Below are 15905 nucleotides of genomic sequence, written 5' to 3'. Positions count from 1 at the left end.
CCCTGCCCGCGCGAGCCGTGGAGGACGCGGCGGACTGGATCGCCGCGCACCTCCCCGGCCGCTGACGCCACGTGAAGGCGCGCGGCCTGGGAGCCGCGCGCCTTCCTGCGGGTCGCTCAGTCGTCGAGGTAGTCGCGCAGGCTGCGGCTGCGGCTCTCGTGGTACTTGAGCTTGCGCAGAGCCTTGTTCTCGATCTGACGGATGCGCTCGCGGGTCACGTTGAAGTACTGCCCGACCTCCTCGAGGGTGTGCTCGCGGCCGTCCACGAGGCCCTTGCGCAGCTTGAGCACCATCGCCTCGCGCTCGTCGAGGGCGCTGAGCGCGCGGCTGATCGCCTCCGAGAGCATCACCTCGTCGGTGCTCTCGGCGGGCGAGTCGAGCCGCTCGTCCGCGATGAAGTCCCCGTAGGCCGAGTCGCCCTCCGTCCCGACGGGCGTCTCGAGCGACACGGGCTCCATGGAGACCTTCTGGACCTCCTCGACCTTCGCGGCGTCCCAACCGGGCCCCATCGCCTCCGCGAGCTCCTCGGGCGTCGCCTCGCGCGACAGTTCCTGCTGCAGTTGCCGCGCGGTGCGCGAGAGCTTGTTGATCGTCTCGACCATGTGGACGGGCACGCGGATCGTGCGGCCCTGATCGGCGATGGCGCGGTTCACGGCCTGCCGGATCCACCACGTGGCGTACGTGGAGAACTTGAAGCCGCGGCGGTACTCGAACTTCTCGGCGGCGCGCATCAGCCCGCCGTTGCCTTCCTGGATGAGGTCCAGGAGGCTCAGGCCGCGGTTCGGGTACTTCTTGGCGATGCTCACGACCAGACGCAGGTTCGCCTCCACCAGCTGCTGCTTCGCGGCGGCGCCGTCGTCCACCTGACGCTGCAGCGCGCGCCGCTGGCGCTCCTCCAGGTCGGGGTTCTCGTCGAGCCGTCCCTGCGCTGCCACGCCCGCCTCCATGCGGCGCGCCAGGTCGATCTCCTCCGCGACGGTGAGCAGGGGCACCTGACCGATCTCGTGCAGGTACTGCCGCACGGGGTCGCTGCTGACGGGACGGGGCAGGTCCTCGTCGGCCTCCTCCTCCTCCTCGGCCTCGGGCGTCTCCTCGGTCTCGAGGTCCTCCTCCTCGACCTCGTCCGGGTCGATGGCCGCGAGTTCCGGGTCGAGCAACTCCGGCTCCGCGGTCGGGTTCTCCCCGTCGACGGGCGCCTCATCGGCGGTCGCGGCGGGACGGGCCTCGGCGGGCGCCTCCTTGGCCTTCGCGGAGCGCTTGCGGCCCTTCTGTGAGGGAGACGGGTTCTGCTGGGCGTTGCTCATCGGGCCTCCATGGAGCGGGAAACGTTACTTGTCCGGACCCGAGGTCCGGCGGACAGTCTCGCAGGATGTCACACGCGCGGAAGCGTGACAACGGCGTCGGTCAGGATGTTCCCGCTCGGCGCGGGCTCCTCCCGGTTGGAGGCAGGACCGGCCGGCCGTCCGGAGGGCGGTGGACATGCGCCACAGAATAACAGGGAACGGCCGAACCCGCCGCCCCACCCGCGGCAGTGATCGCAAAAGGCGCGTGCAGGACACTATCCGCCGAGGAAGGTCAGCCGGATTCGCGGCGCGCGTGCAGGGGTTCGGCGGCTTCTTCACGCTGAAGCGCTTCAACTGTGAACGGGCACGGCGACGTGGACGCCAAGGCCGACTAAAGTACGGATGGTCGTTTCCTCAAGCAGAGACGGGCGCGTCCGCGCCGCTCTCGCCGGTGCCCCTGGACTCCCATGCCCCCGGGTGTCGGTCCCTCCCGACGCGACGACCATGGCCGCCTTCCATCGTCCGGCGCCCCCGTGGGCGCGAGAGGAGCGTCTCATGCTGACCACCGTGCACTGCAAGTGGACCACCGAGGGCCGGGAGCGCGTCCGCGTCGTCGCGGCCGACGTCGAGACGGAGACCTCGCTGCCGAGGCTCGTCGCGCTGTTCGGGCACGACGCGCGCGACGGGCTGCTGCGGCGCGGCCGCTTCGAGCTCACCGTCGGTCTCGACGCGGCGGCGTGGCTCGTGCGCCGCATCGCCGACGAGGACGCGCTCGAACGTGAGACGCGCCCGCTTCGCACGGACGTGCTGGACGCCTAGAATGTCACGGTGACCACCCACCGACCGCCAGGGGCGCCGATCGGCGTGTTCGACTCGGGCGCGGGCGGCCTGTCCGTCCTCGCCCGACTCCGCGAGCTCCTTCCCCACGAGGACTACCTGTATCTCGGCGACACCGCCAACGCGCCCTACGGCCCCCGCGACGACGACGACATCCGCGCGCTCACGCTGCGCGGCGTGCGCTGGCTGCGGAGTCGGGGCGCGAAGCTCGTCGTGATCGCGTGCAACACCGCCTGCGCCGTCGCGCTCGACGACGTCCGCGCGGACTTCGGGCAGGACGTGCCCGTCGTGGGGCTCGTGCCCGCCCTCAAGCCCGCCGTGGGCCTCACCCGTACCGGGCACGTCGGGGTGCTCGCCACGCCCGCCACGCTGCGCGGGCGCCTGCTCGCAGACGTCACCCGCGCGCTTCGCCGCGCCCGCCGGAGTGACGGTGCATCAGGCGGCGCACCCGAGGCTCGTGCCGCTCGTGGAGGCGGGCGTCCTGGACGGCCCGGAGGTGCGCCGCGCGCTTCACGAGGCCCTGGGTCCCATGGCCACGGCGGGCGCCGACACGCTCGTGCTGGGCTGCACGCACTACCCCTTCCTGCGCGGCGCCGTGGAGGAGGCCTTTCCGGGCCGCTTCACGATGCTCGACTCGGGCGGCGCCATCGCCGAGCGCACCCGGCGGGTGCTGGAGGAACGTGGCGAGCTCGCCACGCGGGAGGGCGTGGGCCGCGTGACGCTCGTGAGCAGCGGCGACCCCGCCACGTTCGGCGGGGTCGCGCGGCTCTCGGGGATCGAGGCGGACGAACTGCTGCGCGCGCCCGACCTCGCGCCCGAGGCTCAGAAGGTGTAGGACTTCGGGACGACCACGACGCCGTTCTCGGTGATGGTGAAGCCCCGCGCGAGGTCCTCCTCGGGGTCCACGCCGATCCGCGCGCCGGGCGGCACGACCACGTTCTTGTCGATGATGGCGCGCCGCACGTGCGCGTGCCGTCCGATCTCCACGTGGTCGAGGACCACGGCGCCCTCCACGAGGGAGTAGGAATGCGTGCGCACGTGCCGTCCGAGCACGCTGTCACGGACCGTGCCGCCCGAGATGATCACGTCGCCCGCCATGAGGGAGTTGAAAGCCTGCCCGCGCCGCTCGGCGGCCTCGTGCACGAACTTCGCGGGCGCGCTGAACTCCGACGCGGTGCGCAGGGGCCACTCGGGATTGTACAGGTCGAACTCCGGCGTGACGGACACGAGGTCCATGTTCGCCTCGTAGTACGCGTCGAGCGTTCCCACGTCGCGCCAGTACGTGTTGGGGCCCGCCTGCCCGGGGATGGGGTTGCGGTGGAAGTCGTACGCCATCACGTTGTACCCGTCGATGATGGCGCGCGGCAGCGTGTCCTTGCCGAAGTCGAAGGAGTTCGCCTCCTCGCGGACACCGAGTTCCAGGAGTTCCTCGAGGGCGCGGCGGGAGAAGATGTAGTTGCCCATGCTGGTCAGCACCGTCGTCGGGTTGCCCGGCAGCGTGCTTGGATCGGGCTTTTCGAGGAAGTCCGTCACGCGGCCCCGGTCGTCGACGCTCATCACGCCGAAGCGCTTCGACTCGGCGGCGGGCATGGGGAAGCTCGCGATGGTGACGTCGGCGCGCGTATCGCGGTGCACGTCGAGCATGTGGGCGATGTTCATCTTGTAGATGTGGTCGCCACTGAACACCGCCACGTAGTCCGCGTCGAAGTTCTCGACGAGGTGGAGGTTCTGGTAGACGGCGTCGGCGGTGCCGCGGTACCAGACGGGCCCGAGCTCCTCGTAGCGGTACATCTGCGCGGGCACGAGGGTGATGAAGTAGTCGCTGAGGAAGGTCCCGAAGCGCCAGCCGCGCTGGATGTGCTCCGTCAGGCTCTGCGCCTTGAACTGCGTGATCACGTTGATGGAGTAGATCTCGCTGTTGATGAAGTTGTTCAGCGCGAAGTCGATGATGCGGTACTTGCTGCCGAAGGGCACGGCGGGCTTGGCGCGTTTGCGCGTCAGGGGAAACAGACGGGTCCCCTGGCCTCCGGCGAGGATCATGCCGAGCACTCTCGTTTTCATCGTTCCTCCAGGCGGGTCCACGAGGGACGCGCGGGTCGTGCGTGAATCCTGACCGTGGGTCGTATGTCTTGAAATGAGCGGTGTCCACCCACATCATGCACGACGTCGCGGCCCGTGTCGCGCGTCGTCGGAGGGTACCGGACCGCGCGCGGGCATCGTGGGTGGAGAGGTACTTTCTGAAGGGACGTTTCAGCGCTCAGCGCGGCAGGGAGAAGGAGAAGGTGGCGCCCTCACCGGGCGAGGACTCCGCCCACACCCGCCCCCCGTGCCGCTGCACGATCCGCTTCACGTTCGCCAGCCCCACCCCGTTGCCCTCGAACTCCTCCGCGCGGTGCAGCCGCTGGAACACCCCGAACAGCCGACTCGCGTAACGCGGATCGAAGCCCACCCCGTTGTCACGAACAAACACCCGCACCTCCGCGTCCGTCACGTCCGCCCACACCTCCACGACCGCCTCGTCCCGCGTCCGGCTGTACTTCACCGCGTTCCCCAGCAGGTTCGTCAGCACCTGACGCAGCAATCCCGCGTCGCCCTCCACGGTCGGCAACGCCGCCACCCGCCAGGTGAGGTGCCGTTCACCCGCGCCGAGCTGCACGTCGGCCCGGACCTGCTCGACGAGCGGACCGAGCGCCACGGGCGCGCGAACCACGGGCTCCTGCGCGCTCCTCGCCATCGCGAGCAGATCGTCGATGAGACCGTTCATGCGGGACGCGGCGCCCTCGGCGATGTCGAGATAGCGCTGCGCGCGTTCGTCCACGGGCGGCGTGAGCGAGCGGCGCAGCAACCCCAGGAAGCTCAGCACGTGCCGCACGGGCGCGCGCAGGTCGTGGCTCACCCCGTACGAGAAGGCCTCCAGCTCCTCGTTGAGCGCCTCCAGTTGCCGCGTGCGTTCCCGCACCCGCTGTTCGAGCGAGCTGTTGAGCTCCCTCACGCGGGCCTCGACCTCGCGTCGTTCGGTCACGTCGGACGCCGTGACAACGGTGAGCAAAGCGCCGTCCTCCTCCCGGACGAGGGCGACGCGGCAGCTCAACCACGAGGGCGTGCCGTCGGAGCGGGTGACCTCCACCTCGAAGGCGTCCTGACCCGTGTCCGCCTCACCGAGCTCCCCGAGCCACGGCAACGTCCGCAGCAGGTCCTCGGGACGGATGAGGTCGTGCATGGCGCGGTTGACCCACCGTGTCCTGCCGGAGTCCCGCTCCACCAGCATGACCCCCACGGGCAGTTCGTCGAGGACGCGCCCGACGAGCGCGCGCTCGACGTCCACCTCCCCGGCGAGCCGGGCGCGTTCGAGCGCGGTGGCGCACTGCGCGGCCACGCTCGTCACGAAGGCCAGATCGATCTGCGCGAAGGTGGACTCGTCGACGAAGCTGAGGATGAGCGCGCCCACGACCCGCTCGTCGAACTCCAGCGGCACGATCGCGTACGCGACGGTCGCGGGCGACGTCGAGGGCGCGAAGCGGGGGTAGTCACGCCGCACGTCCTCGCGGCGGAGCAGCAGCGTTCGGCGCTCGCGCATGGCCGTCACGACGGGCACGTGCTCGGTCAGAGCGTGCCGGAAGGCGGATCGGACGGGTCGGCGCTCGGACAGGGGGTCGAGACGGAACACCTCCACGTGAGCGCCGTCGGGGGCCGTGAGGGCGACGCTGCCCACCGACGCGCCCAGCGCGGGCACCGCGTGCCGGAAGACGGCCGTGAGGACGTCGTCTCGCCCGAGCGGGCGCATCAGGGCGGTCGTGATGTCCTGCAGGGCGCGCGCGCGCCGCTCCTGCCCGTGCCGGGCGGTGACGTCGCGGAAGTGCACGGCGACGCCGTCCTGATACGGGAAGGCGCGCACGCCGATCCAGGAGGCGCGCGGCGAGAAGTACGCCTCGAATTCCGTGACGAGACGTTCGCGCATCACGAGCTGGGCGCGTTCCTCGAAGATCGTGCCGAGAATCTCCGGGTAGAGCGCCCACAGGTTCGCGCCGATCACCTCCGCGGCCGGGCGCGCCGCGAAGCGGATCGCGTTGCCGTTGGCGTACACCACGCGCCAGTGCGCGTCGAGCGCCAGGAAGGCGTCGGGCAGACCCTCGAGCAGCGCTCGGAGGTCCGGCAGTGGGGAGGCGAAGTCCTGGGTCGGCATGGGCTCGCTGATCTGCCAAGTCTAATCCCGAGGACACGCACGCGCCACACGTGAGTGGACCGCGAGGTCTCCGGACGCGTGTCGGGCGCCTTCAGGGTCGGATCGGCACGTAGACCCGGCGGGCCGGGACCGACACGGGTTGCGGCGTCGGGGCGGCGGGCGTCACGAGGTCGCGCGCCAGGCGGGAGACGGTGCTCACGGCGAGGAAGATGCCCACGCCGAATGCGACGACGATGACGAGCAGGACCGTGACCATGACCCAGGGTAGGCCGTTCCCGGGCGCGTGCGGCGTTGTCTCAAGGTTTGCTCGGCGTGAGCCGCGCGTGAGTCGCGCGGGGGACGCTTCCCACGTTTCGTCTCATGAGAAGCCATAATTTCTTTTCATTCGGCGCGGAGCGAACCCTACCCTGAGGGCATGCTCCTGCGCTTCACCCTGCTCCTCTCCTGCGCTCTCGTGCTCGCGTCCTGCGGGTCGGCGCCCGCTCCGTCGAGCGTGGCGCCCGCGCCCGTGACGGCGCCCGTGACCACACCCGATCCCACACCGTCACCGACGCCGACACCGACGCCCACACCAGCACCGACGCCGAATCCGACGCCCGATCCCACGCCGGACCCCATGCCGGACCCCACGCCCGATCCCACGCCGGACCCCACACCGGACCCCACGCCCGATCCCGACCCGGGTCCCACACCCGACCCCTCCGACACCACGCCGCCCGAGATCGGAGACGTCCTCTTCACCGCGACCTCGACGGGTCTGCGGGTCACGGGTACGGCCCGTGACGACGTGCGGCTCGCGTCCCTTACCTACCGCGTGTCGAGCGCGGGCGCGACCGTCACGTCGGGGGCCCTCACGGTGGACGCGCAGGACCGCTGGGTCCTCGATCTGCCCGCGTCACGCGCGTCGCGTCTCCTGACGATCGAGGCGACGGACTGGAACGGAGCCTTCTCCGACCGGGCCTTCACGCTCGACCCCACCCCCTGAGGTCGCGCGGGCGCTTCCCGGGCCGTAGGATGGACCGCACAGGAGGGTCCCACTTTGCTGTCCGAAGACCAGCTCAGAAGCGCCGCGAGGCGCCTCCACGACGCCGAGCGCGAGCGTCGTCAGATCCGTCAGCTCTCCCTGGAGCACCCCGGCATGACCTTCGAGGACGCCTACGCGGTGCAGCGCGCGTGGGTGGACCTCAAGCTCGCGGAGGGCCGCGAGGTGCGCGGCCACAAGATCGGCCTGACATCCCGCGCGATGCAGGTCAGTTCGAACATCACCGAGCCGGACTCCGGCACGCTCCTCGACGACATGTTCTTCGCGGAGGGCGCGGACATCCCGGTCACGCGGTTCATCGTCCCACGGGTGGAGGTGGAGCTCGCGTTCGTCCTGCGTGAGGAGCTGCGCGGCCCGAACTGCACGATCTTCGACGTGCTGGCCGCCACGGCGTACGTGACGCCCGCGCTGGAGATCATCGACGCCCGCATCGAGCGGGTGGACGCGGCGACGGGCGTGACGCGCAGGGTCCTCGACACCATCAGCGACAACGCCGCCAACGCGGGCGTGGTGACGGGCGGGCGGCCCGTGCGCCCGCACGACGTGGACCTGCGCTGGGTGGGGGCGCTGCTGTACCGGAACGGGGTCATCGAGGAGACGGGCGTGGCGGCGGGTGTGCTCAACCACCCCGCGAACGGGGTCGCGTGGCTCGCCAACCGTCTTCACGGGATCGGGGTGACGCTGCTTCCCGGGCAGGTGGTGCTGGCGGGCTCGTTCACGCGGCCCGTGGACGTCTCGGCGGGCGACACCTTCCACGCGGATTACGGCCCGCTCGGTGCGGTCACGTGCAGGTTCGTGTGAGGAGGGACGTGGACACCTACCGCAACGCGTTCAGGGAAGCGCTCGTGGCCCGTGAGCGCGCCATCGGCCTGTGGATGGGTCTGGCGGACCCCACCTGCGCGGAGATCTGCGCGGGCGCGGGCTTCGACTGGCTGCTGGTGGACGGCGAGCACGCCCCGAACGACCTGCGCTCCATCCTCGCGCAACTCCGCGCGGTCGCCCCGTACGACGTGGAGGCGGTGGTCCGCCCGCCCGTCGGGGACGCGGTGGTCCTCAAGCAGTACCTCGACCTCGGGGCGCGCAGCCTGATCGTGCCGATGGTGGAGTCCGCCGGGCAGGCACGCGCGCTGGTCGCGGCGACGCGCTACCCGCCGCGCGGCGTGCGGGGGGTGGGGAGCGCGCTGGCGCGCGCGTCGCGCTGGAACACCCGCCCGGACTACCTCGCGCGCGCCGATTCGGAGGTGTGTCTCGTCGTGCAGATCGAGTCGCGCGCGGGACTGGACGCGCTCGACGAGATCGTGGCGGTGGAGGGCGTGGACGGGGTGTTCATCGGACCGGCGGACCTGTCGGGGTCGCTGGGGCACCTCGGGAATCCCGGGCATCCGGAGGTGACGGAGGCCGTCGCGGACGCCGCGCGGCGCGTGAACGCGGCGGGGAAGGCGGTGGGGATCCTGACGTCGGACGAGACGCTCGCACGTGACTATCTGGCCGGGGGATTCTCGTTCGTGGCGGTCGGGGTGGACACGACCCTGCTGGCGCGCGCCACGCGGGCGCTCGCGGCGCGCTTCCGGGAGGGCGGGGGCGAGGAGGCGGGGCCGGAGCGCGGCGGCGTGTACTGACCTTCGGTGCCGGTCGCGACTCCCAGCGATCCCTTTGTGTATCGTGAGGCGATCTGACGGAAATCCTCACGCCCTCGCCCCTGCCGCGCGCACCGAATGAGGGGCGGGAGGCACGACATGGCGACCGAGACACGCGACAGCATCAACGACATCTGGGGAGCACGCACGCCGCACGGCCCGGACACCCCGTGGCCCGAGCGGGTCGACGAGCACACCACCGACACGCCCGAACGCTGGGTGCGCGGCACCTGCGTGCTGTGCTCCAACGGCTGCGGCCTCGACATCGGCGTCAGGGACGGCCGCATCGTCGGCGTGCGCGGTCTCGCTTCCGACGTGACGAACAAGGGCCGCCTCGGCCCGAAGGGCCTGCACGGCTGGCAGGCGAACAACAGCGAGGACCGTCTGCGCACGCCCCTGATCCGCCGGGACGGACGCCTCCAGGAGGCCAGCTGGGACGAGGCGATGGACCTCATCGTCCGCAGGTCCAGGGAGATCGTCGAGCGGCACACCAGCGGCGCGATGGGCTTCTACACCTCCGGACAGCTCTTCCTGGAGGAGTACTACACCCTCGCCGTGATCGGCAAGGCCGGGCTGGGCACGCCCCACATGGACGGCAACACGCGCCTGTGCACCGCCACCGCCGCCGCCGCCCTCAAGGAGTCCTTCGGGTCGGACGGGCAGCCCGGCGCGTACGAGGACCTCGACGTGACCGACACCATCCTGCACGTCGGGCACAACATCGCGTCGCAGCAGACGGTGCTGTGGGCTCGCATCCTCGACCGGCTCGCGGGACCCAACCCGCCGAAGCTCGTCGTGATCGACCCGCGCCGGACCTTCACCGCCGAGAAGGCGACCGTCCACCTCGCGCCCCGCGTCGGCACGAACGTGGCGCTCCTCAACGGCCTCATCCGGCTCGTGATCGAGGCGGGCGCGGTCGACCACGCCTTCCTGGACGCGCACACCCTCGGGTACGACGAGCTGCGCAGGACCGTCGAGACGTACACGCCCGAGCGGGTCGAGACGCTCACGGGCGTCCCGGCGAACGAGTTACGCCGCGCCGGGGAGATCCTCGCGACCACACGCACGCTCGTCTCCACCGTGCTGCAGGGCGTCTACCAGTCCATGCAGGCCACCGCCGCCGCCGTGCAGGTCAACAACCTCCACCTCGTGCGCGGCCTCATCGGAAAGCCCGGCAGCGGCATCCTGCAGATGAACGGCCAGCCCACCGCGCAGAACACCCGCGAGACCGGTGCCGACGGTGACCTGCCCGGCTTCCGCAACTGGGACAACCCGGAGCATATCCGCCAGCTCGCGAGGCTCTGGAACGTCCCCTTCGACAAGATCCCGCACTGGTCCCCGCCCACGCACGCCATGCAGATCTGGCGCTACTGCGAGACGGGCAGCATCAAGTTCCTGTGGATCCAGGCGACGAACCCCGCCGTGTCCCTCCCGGACCTCGGCCGCGTCCGCCGCATCCTCCAGAAGGAGGACCTGTTCGTGGTGGTGCAGGACGCCTTCATGACGGAGACGGCGAGGTACGCGGACGTCGTGCTGCCCGCCGCGATCTGGGGTGAGAAGACCGGCACGTTCACGAACGTGAGCCGCACCGTGCACATCTCCTGCCAGGCCGTCGAGCCGCCCGGCGAGGCCCGCAGCGACCTCGACATCTTCCTCGACTACGCGCGCCGCATGGACTTCCGCGATCAGGACGGTCAGCCGCTGATCAAGTGGCACGACCCGGAGAGCACCTTCGAAGCGTGGAAGGCGTGCACGCGCGGACGGCCCTGCGACTACACGGGCCTGACGTACGAGAAGCTCCTCGCGGGCAGCGGCATTCCCTGGCCCGTGAACGACGAGCACCCGGACGGGACGCTGCGCCTCTACACGGACGGGGTGTTCCCGACGAGCGCCGAGTACGCGGAGACGTACGGGCAGGACTTCGACACGGGCGCGAGCGTCACGCCCGAGGAGTACCGCGCGAACGACCCGCGGGGCAGAGCGCTCATCAAGCCCGCCGAGCACCAGGAGCCGCACGAGGTGCCCGACGACGAGTACCCGCTGTGGCTCACCACGGGCCGTCAGGTGTACCACTTCCACACCCGCACGAAGACGGGCCGGGCCCGTGCCCTCGCGGAGGCCGCGCCGGACGCGTTCGTGCAGCTCTCCGAGGAGGACGCCGCGCGCCACGGTATTGCTCAGGACGACTGGGTGCTCGTGGAGTCCCGTCGGGGCGCGATCATCGAGCGGGCGCTGATCGGGAACGTGGAGCCCGGCCTCGTGTTCGTCCCGTGGCACTACGGCTCCTGGGACGACCCGTCGAGGCCGCGCGCCGCGAACGAGCTCACCCTCACCGAGTGGGACCCGGTGAGCAAGCAGCCGCACTTCAAGTACGCCGCCGTGCGGATCAGCCGCTACGACGCGCGAGCCGCGCTGCCCCCGAAGGGTCTGCTGGGCCGCGCCGTGGACGCCGCGCGCAGTCTGGTGGGCTCGCAGGACGAGCAGTCCACGACCGAGCGTTCGGAGTTCCCGCGTCCGAAGACGACGCAGAGGGTGGACGGATGAACACGCGCGGCATGCACGTCGGCAACTACCTCGGGCTGGTCCACGGCAGCGAGACGCGGCTCGTGGACGCCCTCACGAAGGTCTCGGAGCATCACGGCGACGAACCGGACGTCTTCCAGACCTGCCAGCTGCTGGCGAGGTGGTCACGCGGTCACATCGAGCAGCTCGCGCCGCTCGTGGAGAAGTACCGAGAGCAGCGCAACCCCGAGCCCGACGCGCTTGAAAAGGCCCTCTTCCACGGGCCGCGCTCCGGTGGGCTGGGCCTCGTGCGGGACCTGCACGACCTGTGGCTCCTCGCGAACGAGGTGCAGCTGTGCTGGACGGTGCTGGAGCAGGCCGCGCAGGCCCTGCGCGACGAGGAGCTCGAAGGTGTCTGCCAGAACTGCGCCCGGGAAACGAAACGTCAGGTGAAGTTCTTCCTGACGCGCATCAAGCAGGCCGCGCCGCAGGCGCTCGTGGTGGCCGAGTGAACCCCGGCCGCCAGGCCGAGGAGCCGCGCTCCCCGCCCGGCGTGGACGCCGACCAGGAGGAGCAGGCGCAGGCCGAGGAGCGCTCCGCCATCTCCCCCACCGTCGTGCACGAGGCCATCCGCAAGGAAGGCGAGGAGGAGCTCGGGAGGCCCACCGCCGCGCTCGCGTGGTCGGGACTCGCGGCGGGGCTCTCCATGGGCTTCTCGCTCGTCGCGGAGGGCCTCCTGCAGAACCACCTGCCGGACGCGCCGTGGCGTCCGCTCGTGTCGAAGCTCGGGTACAGCGTCGGCTTCCTGATCGTGGTGCTCGGGCGGCAGCAGCTCTTCACGGAGAACACCCTCACGCCGGTCCTGCCGCTGCTGCACGAGTTCACGGCGGCGAAGCTCGGTCAGGTGCTGCGGCTGTGGGCGACCGTGCTGCTCACGAACCTCGTCGGAGCGTTCCTGTTCGCGTGGGCGGTGGGCGGCACGATGGTCTTCGACGAGGGCACGCGTGACACCTTCACCGACATCGGCCGGTCCGCCGCGAACCTGCCGTTCCTCACGATCCTGCTGCGCGGCGTCTTCGCGGGCTGGCTGATCGCGCTGATGGTGTGGCTGCTGCCCGCCGCCGAGACGGCGCGCGTCGGCATCATCGTGATCATCACGTTCCTCGTGGGACTCGGGGAGTTCAGTCACGTCATCGCCGGCTCCGTGGAGGTGCTGTACCTCGTCACGACGGGCGCGCTGTCGTTCTGGGCGTACCTCTCGGGCTATCTCGTGCCGACCCTCGTCGGGAACGTCGTGGGCGGCGTGGCGCTCGTGGCGGCGCTCAACCACGCGCAGGTCGTCGCGGGACGCGGGCGAGAACGGAGGCGGGCATGAAGGGCAAAGCCGGACCGGGCGTCCCGGACGCCGTGTGGGCTCCGCTCGCGGCGGCCGCGCTGATGCTCGCGGCGGGCGGCGTGGGTCTATTGGTGGCCCAGCCGCTGCTGTTCCCCAGCCTCGGCCCGACGGCGTTCCTGCAGGCGGAGACGCCCGATCAGCCCGGCGCGCGGCCCTTCAACGTGATCGTGGGGCACCTCGTGGGGCTCCTCGCGGGCTTCGGCTCCGCCCTGCTGCTCGGCGCCACGAACGCCCCGAGCGTGCTCGCCACGCACGAGCTCACCGCGCCGCGCGTGTGGGCGTCCGTGCTGGCGGTGCTGCTCACGCTGCTCGGCGGTCTCCTCCTGAGGGCCTCGCACCCGCCCGCCGCCGCCACGACGCTCCTCGCTTCCCTCGGCGGCTTCCCCCCGACCGTCCGGAGCTTCCTCACCGTCATGGCGGGCGTGCTGATCGTCGCGGCGCTCGGGGAGGCCCTGCGGCGCTGGCGCCTCGCGCAGAAGGAGGGCGGATGATCCACTTCATGTTCGCCACCGGCATCGAGAACTCCTCCCCGACCATCGAGGGGGGCCGCGTGAGGCAGGACGAGCTGGAGAAGTGCCGTCACTACGACCTCTGGCGCCGCGACTTCGACCTCGTCCAGGAGCTCGGCATCTCGTACCTGCGCTACGGGCCGCCGATTCACCGCACGTGGCTCGGCCCGGACCGCTACGACTGGAGCTTCGCGGACGACACCTTCGCGGACCTGCGGCGGCGCGACGTCACGCCCATCGTGGACCTGTGCCACTTCGGCGTCCCCGACTGGGTCGGGAACTTCCAGAATCCGGACTTCCCCGCGCAGTTCGCGCGCTACGCCCGCGCGTTCGCCCTGCGCTTCCCGTGGGTGCAGCTCTACACGCCCGTCAACGAGATGTACATCTGCGCGCTGTTCAGCGCGAAGTACGGCTGGTGGAACGAGCAGCAGACCTCGGACCGCGCCTTCGTCACGGCCCTCAAGCACATCGTGCGGGCGAACGTCCTCGCGATGCGCGAGATCGCCAGTGTGCGCGCGGACGCCGTGTTCATCCAGAGCGAGTCCACCGAGTACTTCCACGCGTACAAGCCCGCGTCCATCGGACCCGCCGAGGTGATGAACGCGGTGCGCTTCCTGTCGCTGGACCTCAACTACGGGCACCGCGTCAGCAGCGACATGTACGAGTACCTGATGGACAACGGCATGACCCGCGACGAGTACCACTTCTTCCTGAACGAGAACCTCAAGCACCAGTGCATCATGGGCAACGACTACTACGTCACGAACGAGCACCTCGTGCATCCCGACGGGCGCACGGAGTGGGCGGGCGAGATCTTCGGGTACGCCGTCATCACTCGGCAGTACTTCGACCGCTACGGCCTCCCGGTCATGCATACCGAGACGAACCTCGCGCAGGGCGAGAAGGGCACCGAGGCCGTCGCCTGGCTGCGCAAGGAGTGGGCGAACGTGCTGCGCGTCCGCAACGACGGCCTCCCCGTCGTGGGCTTCACGTGGTACTCCCTCACGGACCAGGTGGACTGGGACTCCGCCCTGCGGGAGAACGCGGGCCGGGTGAACCCGCTGGGGCTCTACGACCTCGACCGCAACATCCGGCCCGTGGGCGAGGCGTACCGGGAGCTCATCCGCGAGTGGCGGGACGTGCTGCCCACGCAGAGCGTGGTGCTGGCCCTGCCGATCTTCCCGCCCAGCCAGCAGCAGGAAGGGGTGCTGCGCAGGCTGGAGGACGGCGCCCGCGACCGCGCCCGGCGCGCGCAGGGCGCCTCGGCGGCCTCGCGGCCCTCGAAAGGAGTGGACGAATGAGATTCGGCGGCAGGGTGGTCATCGTGACGGGCGCCGCGAGCGGCATCGGGCTCGCGACGGCGAAGCGCTTCGCGTCGGAGGGCGCGCGCGTCGTGATCGCGGACCTCCACGAGGACGCGGCGGTGAAGGCCGCGGCGGAACTCGGCGCCACGGAGGCCCTGGGCGTGGCCTGCGACGTGTCGAAGCCCGATCAGGTCACGGCCTGCGTGGAGCGCGCGCTGGAACGGTTCGGAGCGCTGGACGTCATCGTGAACAACGCGGGCCTCATGACCTTCAGGGCCCTGACGGACCTCACCGTGGACGACTGGAACCGCGTGCTCGGCGTGGACCTGCTGGGCGCGTTCTCCTTCGTCCGCGAGGGCCTCGCCCGCATGAAGCCCGGCGGGGCGATCGTGAACGTCTCCAGCATCCACGCGCGGGAGACGGAGCCGCTCGTCGCGCCCTACGCGGCGGCGAAGGCGGCCCTGCTGTCGCTGACGCGCAGCGCCGCCATCGAGGGCCGCGCGCGCGGTATCCGCGTGAACGCCGTGCTGCCCGGCGCGGTGGACACGCCGATGCTGTGGGAGAACCCGAACGTGAAGAGCGGCGCGGAGAAGATCGATCCCGCCGACGTGGGCCGCGCGGAGGACCTCGCGGCGGCCATCGCGTTCCTCGCGTCCGACGACGCGGCCTTCGTGCAGGGCGCGGGACTCGTCGTGGACGGCGGGAGGCTCGACCGGCTCTAGAGGTAGAGCGAGCGTGGAGCGAGCGGTGAGGTGTTCTGAAGCTACGTGCGGACGGGCCTGGCGGATGCTACCGTGGGATATGTCCGACCACGACATGGTGCAGGAGCTGACGGAAGCAGTCACGAGTCTCGCGCGCCTGGTCCGGAACGCCCTCGACGAACGTCGGGGGCGTCGTTGTTTCGTGTACGGCGACCACGTGGCGCGGCACGGGACGCTGGGGGTGGGACTGCTGGTGGTGGTGTCGGGCGAGGTCGTGGGCAGCCTCTCGGCGTGCCTGCCGCTGGCGCGCGCGGCGCGCAAGCACCCGTCGGAAGCGGCCAGGAAGGTGCTTGGCGCGCTCGCGCGGGGCTGCGTGCCCTCATGGGCGCAGCTGGGCCTCGGCTTCGACGACGCCCCGGACCTGCGCGGTCTGCCGGAGGAACTCCTCGACCTCGCCGGGGACCGACGTCACGTGGCCCGCCGCCCCGATCACGAGGCGCGCCGCAACGCG

Annotated in this window: 16 protein-coding genes and 1 pseudogene; 13 read left to right on the top strand and 4 right to left on the bottom strand. The window is 71.0% G+C overall.

The genetic code is table 11. The features are described from left to right. Nucleotides 1-116: 116 nt before the first annotated feature. Nucleotides 117-1304 carry an RNA polymerase sigma factor RpoD gene (rpoD, locus tag DEIPI_RS31965; protein ID WP_084474448.1) on the bottom strand — a complete coding sequence of 396 codons (1188 nt, stop codon included), beginning with the start codon at nt 1302-1304 and terminating at the stop codon, nt 117-119. Between the two features lie 534 nt (nt 1305-1838). Here rpoD and DEIPI_RS0116625 point away from each other — a divergent pair. From DEIPI_RS0116625 to DEIPI_RS41525, 3 genes and pseudogenes are all read left to right on the top strand, one after another. Next, on the top strand, nt 1839-2102 hold the full coding sequence (locus tag DEIPI_RS0116625) for a hypothetical protein (protein ID WP_027482511.1): 264 nt from the start codon (nt 1839-1841) through the stop codon (nt 2100-2102). 9 nt (nt 2103-2111) lie between these two features. Continuing rightward, nucleotides 2112-2465 (top strand): annotated as a pseudogene (locus DEIPI_RS41530) (glutamate racemase); the annotation flags it as partial. Between the two features lie 85 nt (nt 2466-2550). Next, nucleotides 2551-2955, top strand: coding sequence for a glutamate racemase (locus DEIPI_RS41525; RefSeq protein WP_245588585.1), 405 nt, complete (start codon nt 2551-2553; stop codon nt 2953-2955). Here the strand turns inward: DEIPI_RS41525 and glgC are convergent. The 3 genes from glgC to DEIPI_RS37985 form a co-directional block, all read right to left on the bottom strand. Then, entirely contained in the window at nt 2943-4181 is a 1239-nt protein-coding gene (gene glgC / locus DEIPI_RS0116615) for a glucose-1-phosphate adenylyltransferase (protein WP_027482510.1), read from the bottom strand. The genes DEIPI_RS41525 and glgC overlap by 13 nt on opposite strands. Nucleotides 4182-4377: 196 nt before the next feature. After that, on the bottom strand, nt 4378-6303 hold the full coding sequence (locus DEIPI_RS35710) for an ATP-binding protein (protein WP_052351795.1): 1926 nt from the start codon (nt 6301-6303) through the stop codon (nt 4378-4380). 91 nt (nt 6304-6394) lie between these two features. After that, the gene (locus DEIPI_RS37985; RefSeq protein ID WP_157463744.1) at nt 6395-6559 is read right to left on the bottom strand and encodes a hypothetical protein; all 165 of its coding nucleotides are present in this window, start codon (nt 6557-6559) and stop codon (nt 6395-6397) included. A 159-nt stretch (nt 6560-6718) separates the two neighbouring features. On the opposite strand from DEIPI_RS37985, the gene DEIPI_RS41005 reads away from it, so the two are divergent. From DEIPI_RS41005 to DEIPI_RS40115, 10 genes are all read left to right on the top strand, one after another. Further along, nucleotides 6719-7288 carry a hypothetical protein gene (locus DEIPI_RS41005; RefSeq protein WP_027482509.1) on the top strand — a complete coding sequence of 190 codons (570 nt, stop codon included), beginning with the start codon at nt 6719-6721 and terminating at the stop codon, nt 7286-7288. A 54-nt stretch (nt 7289-7342) separates the two neighbouring features. After that, nucleotides 7343-8146 (top strand): 2-oxo-hept-4-ene-1,7-dioate hydratase, encoded by an 804-nt coding sequence (hpaH, locus tag DEIPI_RS0116595; protein WP_027482508.1) that lies wholly within the window; start codon nt 7343-7345, stop codon nt 8144-8146. Nucleotides 8147-8154: 8 nt separating this feature from the next. Beyond that, nucleotides 8155-8964, top strand: a complete 810-nt coding sequence (gene hpaI / locus DEIPI_RS0116590) for a 4-hydroxy-2-oxoheptanedioate aldolase (protein WP_027482507.1) — start codon at nt 8155-8157, stop codon at nt 8962-8964. A 117-nt stretch (nt 8965-9081) separates the two neighbouring features. Then, nucleotides 9082-11526, top strand: coding sequence for a molybdopterin oxidoreductase family protein (locus tag DEIPI_RS31950; protein WP_084474445.1), 2445 nt, complete (start codon nt 9082-9084; stop codon nt 11524-11526). Then, nucleotides 11523-11996, top strand: a complete 474-nt coding sequence (locus DEIPI_RS0116580; RefSeq protein WP_211238308.1) for a hypothetical protein — start codon at nt 11523-11525, stop codon at nt 11994-11996. Before DEIPI_RS31950 ends, DEIPI_RS0116580 begins: the two co-directional genes overlap by 4 nt. Then, entirely contained in the window at nt 11993-12859 is an 867-nt protein-coding gene (locus DEIPI_RS0116575; RefSeq protein ID WP_084474442.1) for a formate/nitrite transporter family protein, read from the top strand. Before DEIPI_RS0116580 ends, DEIPI_RS0116575 begins: the two co-directional genes overlap by 4 nt. Continuing rightward, complete coding sequence (locus DEIPI_RS31945) at nt 12856-13371, top strand: HPP family protein (protein ID WP_045234533.1); 516 nt, start codon at nt 12856-12858, stop codon at nt 13369-13371. Before DEIPI_RS0116575 ends, DEIPI_RS31945 begins: the two co-directional genes overlap by 4 nt. After that, complete coding sequence (locus DEIPI_RS31940) at nt 13368-14690, top strand: family 1 glycosylhydrolase (RefSeq protein WP_045234532.1); 1323 nt, start codon at nt 13368-13370, stop codon at nt 14688-14690. Before DEIPI_RS31945 ends, DEIPI_RS31940 begins: the two co-directional genes overlap by 4 nt. Next, nucleotides 14687-15415: an SDR family NAD(P)-dependent oxidoreductase gene (locus tag DEIPI_RS0116560; RefSeq protein WP_027482504.1), complete on the top strand. Its 729-nt coding sequence runs from the start codon at nt 14687-14689 to the stop codon at nt 15413-15415. The genes DEIPI_RS31940 and DEIPI_RS0116560 overlap by 4 nt, the downstream gene beginning before the upstream one ends. Before the next feature lie 79 nt (nt 15416-15494). Next, nucleotides 15495-15905 (top strand): hypothetical protein (locus tag DEIPI_RS40115; protein ID WP_027482503.1); only part of this gene is annotated, 411 nt, incomplete at its 3' end.

Origin of the sequence: Deinococcus pimensis DSM 21231 (assembly GCF_000519345.1) — a bacterium.
GTDB classification, from domain to species: domain Bacteria; phylum Deinococcota; class Deinococci; order Deinococcales; family Deinococcaceae; genus Deinococcus_A; species Deinococcus_A pimensis.
Note: the sequence above shows the minus strand (reverse complement) of the source record. Positions and strands in the feature narration are given on the sequence as shown.

Bases quoted from the DNA above. Each gene is read 5' to 3' on its own strand.
- DEIPI_RS0116625 (WP_027482511.1), top strand. From the start codon at position 1,839: ATGCTGACCACCGTGCACTGCAAGTGGACCACCGAGGGCCGGGAGCGC.
- DEIPI_RS35710 (WP_052351795.1), bottom strand. From the start codon at position 6,303: ATGCCGACCCAGGACTTCGCCTCCCCACTGCCGGACCTCCGAGCGCTG.
- DEIPI_RS0116560 (WP_027482504.1), top strand. From the start codon at position 14,687: ATGAGATTCGGCGGCAGGGTGGTCATCGTGACGGGCGCCGCGAGCGGC.
- rpoD (WP_084474448.1), bottom strand. From the start codon at position 1,304: ATGAGCAACGCCCAGCAGAACCCGTCTCCCTCACAGAAGGGCCGCAAG.
- DEIPI_RS41005 (WP_027482509.1), top strand. From the start codon at position 6,719: ATGCTCCTGCGCTTCACCCTGCTCCTCTCCTGCGCTCTCGTGCTCGCG.
- glgC (WP_027482510.1), bottom strand. From the start codon at position 4,181: ATGAAAACGAGAGTGCTCGGCATGATCCTCGCCGGAGGCCAGGGGACC.
- DEIPI_RS31945 (WP_045234533.1), top strand. From the start codon at position 12,856: ATGAAGGGCAAAGCCGGACCGGGCGTCCCGGACGCCGTGTGGGCTCCG.
- DEIPI_RS37985 (WP_157463744.1), bottom strand. From the start codon at position 6,559: ATGGTCACGGTCCTGCTCGTCATCGTCGTCGCATTCGGCGTGGGCATC.
- DEIPI_RS0116580 (WP_211238308.1), top strand. From the start codon at position 11,523: ATGAACACGCGCGGCATGCACGTCGGCAACTACCTCGGGCTGGTCCAC.
- DEIPI_RS31940 (WP_045234532.1), top strand. From the start codon at position 13,368: ATGATCCACTTCATGTTCGCCACCGGCATCGAGAACTCCTCCCCGACC.
- DEIPI_RS31950 (WP_084474445.1), top strand. From the start codon at position 9,082: ATGGCGACCGAGACACGCGACAGCATCAACGACATCTGGGGAGCACGC.